General features: G+C 40.5%; 13 protein-coding genes. 10 read left to right on the top strand and 3 right to left on the bottom strand.

What is annotated here, in order from left to right:
• The coding region (locus BLT94_RS21270) for an IS110 family transposase (protein ID WP_139169100.1) at positions 1-208 on the bottom strand (208 nt) is incomplete at its 3' end.
• Positions 209-378: 170 nt separating this feature from the next.
• Between BLT94_RS21270 and BLT94_RS21265 the strand changes: the two genes are divergently transcribed.
• Both BLT94_RS21265 and BLT94_RS21260 read left to right on the top strand, forming a co-directional pair.
• Positions 379-645, top strand: a complete 267-nt coding sequence (locus BLT94_RS21265; protein ID WP_041279161.1) for a hypothetical protein — start codon at positions 379-381, stop codon at positions 643-645.
• Positions 646-690: 45 nt separating this feature from the next.
• Positions 691-1,128, top strand: a complete 438-nt coding sequence (locus BLT94_RS21260; RefSeq protein WP_092238665.1) for a DUF4019 domain-containing protein — start codon at positions 691-693, stop codon at positions 1,126-1,128.
• 531 nt (positions 1,129-1,659) lie between these two features.
• Here BLT94_RS21260 and BLT94_RS21255 read toward each other — a convergent pair.
• Positions 1,660-2,787, bottom strand: a complete 1,128-nt coding sequence (locus tag BLT94_RS21255; RefSeq protein ID WP_092238662.1) for a tyrosine-type recombinase/integrase — start codon at positions 2,785-2,787, stop codon at positions 1,660-1,662.
• Positions 2,788-2,858: 71 nt separating this feature from the next.
• Between BLT94_RS21255 and BLT94_RS21250 the strand changes: the two genes are divergently transcribed.
• Positions 2,859-3,191, top strand: coding sequence for a type II toxin-antitoxin system RelE/ParE family toxin (locus BLT94_RS21250; RefSeq protein ID WP_092238674.1), 333 nt, complete (start codon positions 2,859-2,861; stop codon positions 3,189-3,191).
• Positions 3,178-3,474 (top strand): helix-turn-helix domain-containing protein, encoded by a 297-nt coding sequence (locus BLT94_RS21245; RefSeq protein ID WP_014958457.1) that lies wholly within the window; start codon positions 3,178-3,180, stop codon positions 3,472-3,474. The genes BLT94_RS21250 and BLT94_RS21245 overlap by 14 nt, the downstream gene beginning before the upstream one ends.
• A 55-nt stretch (positions 3,475-3,529) precedes the next feature.
• Here BLT94_RS21245 and BLT94_RS21240 read toward each other — a convergent pair whose 3' ends face one another.
• On the bottom strand, positions 3,530-4,075 hold the full coding sequence (locus tag BLT94_RS21240; RefSeq protein WP_092238659.1) for a hypothetical protein: 546 nt from the start codon (positions 4,073-4,075) through the stop codon (positions 3,530-3,532).
• A 274-nt stretch (positions 4,076-4,349) separates the two neighbouring features.
• Here BLT94_RS21240 and BLT94_RS21235 point away from each other — a divergent pair, with 274 nt between their 5' ends.
• From BLT94_RS21235 to BLT94_RS21215, 6 genes are all read left to right on the top strand, one after another.
• Positions 4,350-4,706 (top strand): DMT family protein, encoded by a 357-nt coding sequence (locus BLT94_RS21235; protein ID WP_041279588.1) that lies wholly within the window; start codon positions 4,350-4,352, stop codon positions 4,704-4,706.
• A 101-nt stretch (positions 4,707-4,807) separates the two neighbouring features.
• Positions 4,808-5,008 carry a hypothetical protein gene (locus BLT94_RS21230; protein ID WP_175530450.1) on the top strand — a complete coding sequence of 67 codons (201 nt, stop codon included), beginning with the start codon at positions 4,808-4,810 and terminating at the stop codon, positions 5,006-5,008.
• Between the two features lie 160 nt (positions 5,009-5,168).
• Positions 5,169-5,324 carry a hypothetical protein gene (locus BLT94_RS22120; protein WP_175530449.1) on the top strand — a complete coding sequence of 52 codons (156 nt, stop codon included), beginning with the start codon at positions 5,169-5,171 and terminating at the stop codon, positions 5,322-5,324.
• 12 nt (positions 5,325-5,336) lie between these two features.
• Positions 5,337-6,416: a hypothetical protein gene (locus BLT94_RS21225; protein WP_092238656.1), complete on the top strand. Its 1,080-nt coding sequence runs from the start codon at positions 5,337-5,339 to the stop codon at positions 6,414-6,416.
• Between the two features lie 167 nt (positions 6,417-6,583).
• Positions 6,584-7,534, top strand: coding sequence for a toll/interleukin-1 receptor domain-containing protein (locus BLT94_RS21220; protein WP_092238671.1), 951 nt, complete (start codon positions 6,584-6,586; stop codon positions 7,532-7,534).
• 72 nt (positions 7,535-7,606) lie between these two features.
• Positions 7,607-8,554 (top strand): HNH endonuclease, encoded by a 948-nt coding sequence (locus BLT94_RS21215; RefSeq protein WP_245743217.1) that lies wholly within the window; start codon positions 7,607-7,609, stop codon positions 8,552-8,554.
• Positions 8,555-8,578: the final 24 nt, after the last annotated feature.

Here is an 8,578-nt window from a genome sequence, read left to right as displayed (position 1 = left end):
TGGCAATAAGTTCGGCATCTACAGAATCCGTTTTAGTTCCTCTGATACCTGCATTACGCCTTGCCGAAGTCATCAAAGGATTGATCAAACGGACCTGGAATCCGGCATTGGAAAGAAAATGGTAAAGTATCATCCAGTAATGACCGGTGGCTTCCATGCCAATAAGCAGATTTTCTATGGAAAAGCCAACTTGGTTGATCCGATCCAAGAGCCGGTTCACTCCTTCCAGGGTATTGAGAAATTTTTAAAGACTTTTTTACCATTGTCATCCAAAAGCGCCGCAACATGTTTTCGTTTTGCAATATCAATTCCAAGTGTCCACATCTTTTTTTTACTCCTTTGCAGTTTAATAAAACTGTTCAAATGGGGGTGACGCCGATGGAACACAGCCTCGCTGCTAAATCAGTGCAGATTCGCGCATCAAGCGGTAAGTGTAATAAACCGGCATCGGCGGTCTTCTTAAGAGGACATTACCTCAAGGAGAAAAAGCCGAACCCCGGCAGCCTTCCAGCTATTATGGCCAAAATAGCATTGAAAGGCAAATGTCACGTAACGCCGCAATCGCTGCGATTGCGGCACCCAACCAGCTGCGCTGGTTGGAATAAAAAAGGTATTGAAAAAGGCTATCGCCTTTTTCAAGCCTGATTTAAAAACCTTTATACGAAACCTTTATACGAGGAGAGATAAAAGATGAAGAAAAGAAATTTAATCGTCTTGAGCATCTTGATCAGTCTGGTCTTTTTCAAAGTTGGATTTGCCCAGGGAACCAATGGGGATGATGCTGGAAATGAAGATGGAATTATTTCAGCCCAAAATTGGATGGCTCTTGTCGATAACAAGAATTATTTTGAAAGCTGGGAAACTGCGGCCCGGATTTTTAAATCCTCTGTTTCCGCCCATAAGTGGGAAAAAATCGTTACAAAGGTCAGAGACCCTTTGGGAAAGTTGATTTCAAGGGATCTGTTCCATGATCAGTTCACCACATCGTTGCCGGGAATGCCCGACGGTCAATACCTGATTTTGCGTTATGTCTCTAAATTTGCCAATAAGGAAAATGGTGTTGAATCCGTGACCGTCATGATTGATAAGGATGGCACATGGCGGGTTGCCGGCTATTTTATCAAATAGATCATGATTAGTATTCGGTTGATATGTTTTTTTTATATGACTTGATTTGGAGTTTTTTTCTTTTTGTTTGATGCATATTAGTTTAATAAAGTTTTTATAGTAAAGTCTTAAAAAATTCATACAGAGACTTTAAATCTTTGTTGTGGGCAAAAAAGAATGAAAGACCAAGTCTGCCCGTGGCAGTTATATAATAATTCGATTTGTAACTAACCGAATTGGATGCCCAAATATTTTAATCTGTATTTTTGATTTTTTATTAAATAGTTTATATTAAAAACAATGTGCAGAATAAAATTAAGATGTCTTGAAATGGAAACTCTGAAAACCCTTGATTGGTGCTGGTCGGGATGAGAGGATTCGAACCTCCGGCCCCAGCGTCCCGAACGGATATTTCAACTCGAATCGCTTGTCAATAAAGGGTTTTGGGCTTTAAAGTCTTGTCACCAATATTGGTGACAAGGTGGTGATAAGCTTTGTTTTTGTATAAAAAACTTACCAGATCAGGATCGTTTCCACAAGAGTATTGTATCCTCAAATATCAATCTCTTCAATAACCGAAACCGTCTTTCTTTTAATTTCCGAGGTGATGTGTTCATACTGCTTGATCGTCATTTCAATATTACTATGACCGGCAATTTCCGATGCCGCCTTGAGATCCCCTTTGATGATCATCTGGGTGATGGCGGCATGCCGAAAATCATAGGGCCGAAGCCGTCTTGTGATCCCGGCTTTTCTTTTGGCGGTATTGAAAGATGAGCTGATCCGTTTCACCGGTTTGTTTTTCCAATATATAATGTATGGATGGGTGTTGTTCTCATCTTCCTTTTTCCAGATTTTTAATTGTTTCAACAGGGCAGGGTGTATGGCCACGGATCGTTTAACCGGCCCGCCCTTTTTTGCAGACCTGACCAGGAGAGTGAGATTGTCCCAGTCAATGTCATACCACTGCAAATTATACAGTTCTGCGTTCCCCGGCCTCAACCCGGTATAATAATTTATCAGGAGGGCTCTTTTTAAGTGTGCTTCACCATGTTTTATAATTTTTTTAACTTCTCCGGGACTTGGGGGCCTTATGATTTGATCATCCCTTTTGGGCTTCCGGTATCCGGCAGCATGATTCTGGGGGATGTATTTACGGGAAACAGCCCAGTTGAGTATGGCGATAATATCCGACAATTCCCGGTGAACGGTTGTTTTGCTGGTCATTTTCATGGAACCGTCCGGGTGCTTCACCGGGACAATCTTTTGTCCATCTTTGCCCATTCTTTTTACAACAGGTGTTTTCAACCGTTTCTTTACATACAGGTCCAGCCGGTGGTGGGTGATCTGGTTGTATGCCAGGTGGCCAAGTTCGGGAAGAATTCTCCCCTTGAATTTATACAGCATGTTTTTGATGCTTGTTTCAGGGAGATCGTTTGCCTTGGATGCCAGGTATTGTTCGGCAAGATCTGAAAAAATTATGGTCACATGGTTTTTGGGATCGGTTTTGTATTCCGAGATGGCACCCGTTTGTTTGAGTTCTTCATCCCTTTCAATGGCAAGTTTCTCTCCTTCAAGTCCCTTTCCGAAATAGTCCCGTTTTTCTTTTCTTTTGCCGGTTTCGTCCGTGATCCGATACTTGCAGAAATAATTGCCGGTTTTTGTTTTGTGGACGCTCATTTTTCATTGTTTCCTTTTCGGTTATTAATTAGGCCTTGATCAAACTTAACATATTTGTTAAGCTTATAAGTGTGAAATGGAAAATTACATACTACAATGAAAAAGTAAGAGGCGCTATTGATCAATGGCCGCTTGGGATCAGGGCGTTTTATGCAAGAACAACAGAAAAAATGAAAATATATGGACCTAACCTTGGTATGCCGTTTACTCGGCCCATGGGACAGGGATTGTTTGAAATACGTGCCAAAGGGAAAGAAGGAATTGGCCGGGCTTTTTTCTGTACAATTGTGGGATATGAAATAGTGATTCTTCATGAATTTATTAAGAAATCCAATAAAACGCCTCGAAAAGAGATTGATATCGCAAGACAAAGGCTTAAGGAGGTAAAAAATGACCACCCATGATAACATGATAAAAAAATGGAAAGAAGATCCTGCATTCATGGCAGAATATGAGGCGCTTGAGGAAGAATTCACGCTCCTTGATGAGCTGCTGAAAGCAAGGGCAAAAGCCAATATGACCCAGGAAGATGTGGCAAGGGCAATGAACACAAAAGCCCCTGCAGTCGCTAGAATTGAAGCAGGGGGAGGCAGCAAAAAACATTCCCCATCTATTGCGACATTACGCAGATACGCTAAAGCGGTCGGGTGCCGCCTGAAAATAAAACTGGAGCCTGTCAAGCCGTAGTTACCTGTCTTTTTAATGGTTCTTTCTATGTTTATCATGTCGTTTCCATTAAACCTTACCAATTTTTTGTCGCAGTAACCATCTCCCCCAGCACAAGTCTGACTGAATCCAGCCGTCTTTTATCCGGCGGCATTGGAACCCCGCCGTGCATTTCCTTTTCAAGCCATTCCTGCCACTGGTCATTTACGGTTTTGGTGACAGCATATAAAGACAAAGTATAAGGCTCTTTTGGGCCACCTTCATAAATGGTTGTTTTAAATCTGGTGTTGGCTTTTATCCTGGTGGCCTTGGGCCAGCACAGGCCAAGATCCGGTTTGTCAACTGCCAGCCAGATATATTGACCCGATTCAAGGTTTTTTGTTTCGCCTGTGACATTGACGTCTTTTCCGGTTACGGATCCGGTCGAAGGTAAAATTATTTTCCCGTATGGCCCGGTGGCGGAATCAGATGAAAAAAGAGTGGTGCTGTACTGAACGCCAAATACAACCAGACAAATGATGATCACGATAAAAACCGGTGTTCTCTTTGGTTTTTTGACCGGTGGCGTTTGCTGTTCTATCAAGGCCTGCTTTAGGACGTTTTTGAGTTTCTGTTGATCCATATGACCTCTGCTTAAATATGAACATTACTGATTTATTTCGCAAAACATTTATGGCATATAATTGAAACGAGTAATTGTCAATTGGGGAAAACCCTTAGTTGTTATGGTTTGTTTGTTGATATGATTGAAGTTGCGTTGCTTTAAGGAGAAAGTATAATAGAAAAATAAAAAATAGTGTTTTTTCCATATTTACAGGCGGTCTGAGTAGTGATAAAGAAATTCGGCTAATATTTATAGCCGGATATCATTTACTTGTGTAAAGGGAAATAGCAGAATGCGAACATTTTTTATTTCGGCAGGGTTGCTGTGCTGCAGCAACATATTTATGACTTTTGCATGGTATGGGCATTTGAAAAATCTTTCAACCAAGTCTTGGATTATTGCTGTTTTAGCCAGCTGGGGAATCGCTCTTTTCGAATACTTATTGCAGGTCCCGGCGAACAGGGTTGGATATCAGGTAATGAGCCTGGGTCAACTTAAAATCCTTCAGGAGGTAATAACCCTTTCAATTTTTGTCCCTTTTTCGGTTCTGTTCATGAAAGAAGAGATGCGACTGGATTTCTTATGGGCCGGCCTTTGCATTTTGGGAGCTGTTTTCTTTATCTTTAAACAGAAAATATTGGGCACATGATATAAGTTACTTCCTCCATCTGAAAAAGGATATGTGGCCCATGTGATTTCTTGTGTATAAATGGATCAAAAGAATTATCACCATGAATGGGAGTTAATAATATGTCCATCAATTTCATACTGCTGTTTTCAATGACCGTATTTGTTGCCTCAATCATACCGGGTCCAAGCATGTTACTGGCTTTGACCCATGGTATGCATTACGGAGCCAGGCGAACAATCGCATCAGCTTTAGGAAACGTAACCGTCACTTTAATTCAGGCTTCTGTTTCCATTGTCTGCCTTGCATTGAGTAATAAATGAAAAACTAGGGGTTTTTACCTATTTACAGGTAGGTTAAGGAGTGGTAAAGAGTCGGGGTTAATGGTTTCGGTCGGATATCATTCAACTATAAAGGATATCCGTAACCGTTCAACAACTTGTTGATTTGTTTTCCATGATGTGGCTGATAATAGCACGATAAGTGGAAAAAGAGCAGTTAAGTATTTTAAAAGGGCATGGTTTTCCATTTGTCATAGCTCAGTATCGTGATAAGTGGAAAATTTTAATAGCTATTACTATCAATATTATGGAAAATTTCCACTTATTGACGCTGTTAGCACCACAACCTTTTAAATAAGGAAACTAAATAATGAATGTCGAACGAATATACTCGATCGCACTATCAATCAAAGAAGAAACTGATTCCAATCAAGTGGTACAACTTTTAAGCCAGAGTTCTACAAATCTTCAGAATATGATTAACCAACCACAACACCCACCTCACCAACAACAACTTGCTGATGCAAGAGAAAAACTAAAAGATAATTTGTCATTCGCAGAAAGCAATGAATATAGCCCGGCATGGAATCAAGCGATTAAAGAATTGGGGATACATGAATATGTGGGGAACCAACTATCTAAAAAAATCGATACTATCTTTCTCAATAACCAAATTACCCCTCAAGTTGCTCTTAGCGAAATTCAAAGTTTGCGTACCGAAGTAACACAAATGCAAACCGCTCTTGAGCAAATTATAAATGGTCTCAAACATATTAAAATTGAACCAGAGATATTAGAACCAGGAGAGGGAGAGCTTGGTATATTATTGCCAAGATCCTATATCGAAAATACATTTGAGGGCTTATCAAATGAATTTAAGGAAATTAATAGCATTTTGAGAACATTCTCAGAAGTTTCAAAAGGGGAAATTGAACATTTTGAATTAAAGTCGTTGTCAACAACCGACCCCTTTATTCTTCTCAGCGCCAGTATTGGTGTTTTATCGACTCTTGCCGTGGCTATAGAACCTATTATTTCTACCTATAAAGAAATTCTTGAAGTACGATTATTACACTCTAAATTGGCAGAAAAGAAAATTGCAAAAAAAAGGCTTAAGGGGATTGAAGATCATGCAGAAGAACTCATGGGGAAAACAATAGAAAAAATCAAAGCTGATTTGCTAAAAGATTATCCGGTTCAAGATAACGGAAGAAAAAATGAACTATCAAATGCTTTAGGCCCAGCACTAAAAATGCTAGCAAATAGGATAGATCGAGGTTTTAATATTGAGATTAGAGTTGAGCCTTTTTCAGAGAACAATGAGGAAGAACCTCAACAAGAGGATCAAAAAAATATTGAGATTATCCAGTCTGCTATGAAAGAAATGGAATTTATGAAATTAGAAGGAGAACCAATTCTTCATTTACCAGAAAACAATAAAAAAGGATAGTTGCAAACTTGTGCTAACCAGCGGGTGAACCGGACAGCAAGGGTCTCATTCTTTTTAAAGGTTGAAAAAATTTTTGAATGATGTGTTTTCAATTAACTTTATTGGAAACCCTTGCTGCCCGTTACCCAAACGTTGGGCTCATAATCAACAAATTGGAAAGGATACAAATGGCAAGTTTATTTTTTTCATATTCACACAAAGATGAACAACTCAGAAATGAACTTGAAACACATCTTGCGTTATTGAAACGGCAGGGGAAAATTACTACGTGGTACGATAGGAGGATTTCGGCCGGAAGCGAAATTGATTTGTCAATTTCAGAAGAGTTGGAATCAGCACAAGTAATACTGCTGCTTGTCAGTGCTCATTTTCTCGCATCGAATTATTGTTATGAGAAAGAAATGGAGCGAGCTTTAGAACGTCATAAAGAACGCTCCGCTGTTGTGATTCCAGTTATTTTGCATCCGTGTGATTGGCACAGTGCTCCATTTGGTTCCTTACTTGCTACCCCAACAGATGGTAAGCCGGTCTCCATGTATGCGAATATGCATGAGGCATTCACTATAGTAACAAAAGATATTCGGAAGGCACTTGAGCAAATTCCAGAGGCACCTTCTACAGCTGCATATAATGATCCAGCATCGTTAATCCCAAAGTATAGCTCGAATCCACGTTCCAGCAATTTAGCAATAAAAAAAGAATTTAATGATCATGAACGAGACGAATTTTTAGAGAATAGCTATGAGTATATTGCACGTTTCTTCGCTGGCTCATTGAAGGAACTTGAGAAAAGAAATGCTCAGATTCAAACGAGGTTCAAGAGAATTGATGAAACAAATTTTACAGCCTCTGTGTACTCAAATGGTCGGAAGGTCACCTCCTGTTCAATATGGTATGGCAGCGGTATGATGGGAAACCAGGGAATTTGTTATTCCAGTGGCGATAATGGCCGCGGGAATTCAATGAATGAAATTATTTCGGTAACTGATGATGGGTATAGCTTGAAATTGAAACCAATGGGTATGCAGTCGTTCGGAGGACAAGATCGGGATAAAGATCTTAGCCAGCAAGGAGGCGCTGAACATTTATGGGAAATATTGATTCGTCCCCTTCAGTAATAGCCCAACAGGCGGGTGAACCGGACAGCAAGGGTCTCCTTTTTTTAAAGGTTGAAAAAACTTTTGAATGATGTGCTTCCAATGAACTTTGTTGGAAACCCTTGCTGCCCGTTACCCAAGCGTTCGGCCAAAATATTCTCAATCTATAAAATCGAGGAATTTATGAACCGTTTTGATTGGAAAATCAATTTGCAGCTATGGCTGAAGGCACGTCGTGATATTTCTCCGGAATTGGCTGATAGCATCATCGTTTTCTTCGGAGTTGCCTTTGAGCATACCCGTTGTCCGCAACGGGCGTGGTTTGGTATTCATCCATCAAGGGCAAGTCTCGTTGTGGGTGGGATTTACCTTGCTGCAATCCAACGGTCAGGAGAAGATCAGGGACTTTGGTTGTTGGTCGATCAGCAGCCTCCGCCAATCAAGGGAATTGAATATCGACCTGTAAAATCAACTCAAAAATCAAAGTATCCGCTTGTTTGGGCACACTCTATATCATTAACAAATCTTCCGAACTTGCTTTCCAATACGATTTTGTGGGATTCTTTTTCAACAGCGTCTGAAAAGATCCTTGTTTCACCGATTGCAAGCGACCGAGATTCTCTACAAGAGCGGCGAAATAAGAAGCGTTTGAGTGATTTTTGGGTGGGAAAATCAGTCCAAGTCAAAGAAGAAGAACAGTTTCAAGATGCAGTCCGTTCCGCATTACTCGACAAACCCGAACTGAGGCGCAAACGGATAGAAAATGCTCGGGCTATCCCGAATAAAATCGAGGTTATATCGGTTTCCTTTGCCCGGAATCCTGATGTCGTGGCTGAGGTTCTATTTCTTGCAAATGGATACTGTGAGTACTGCAAAAATCCGGCTCCATTTGTACGCCGTGCGAATAACTCTCCGTATCTTGAAGTCCATCATAAAAAACCGCTTTCGGAAGGCGGTGAAGACACTGTTGCCAATGCGGTAGCTCTCTGTCCGAACTGTCATCGAAAGGCTCATTATGGCTGGCCAAGGGGCTTCAAGTGAAAAGAAGTAAAAAATCATTGAGTT

It is taken from the genome of Desulfobacula phenolica (assembly GCF_900105645.1).
Classification (GTDB): domain Bacteria; phylum Desulfobacterota; class Desulfobacteria; order Desulfobacterales; family Desulfobacteraceae; genus Desulfobacula; species Desulfobacula toluolica.
Note: the sequence above shows the minus strand (reverse complement) of the source record. Positions and strands in the feature narration are given on the sequence as shown.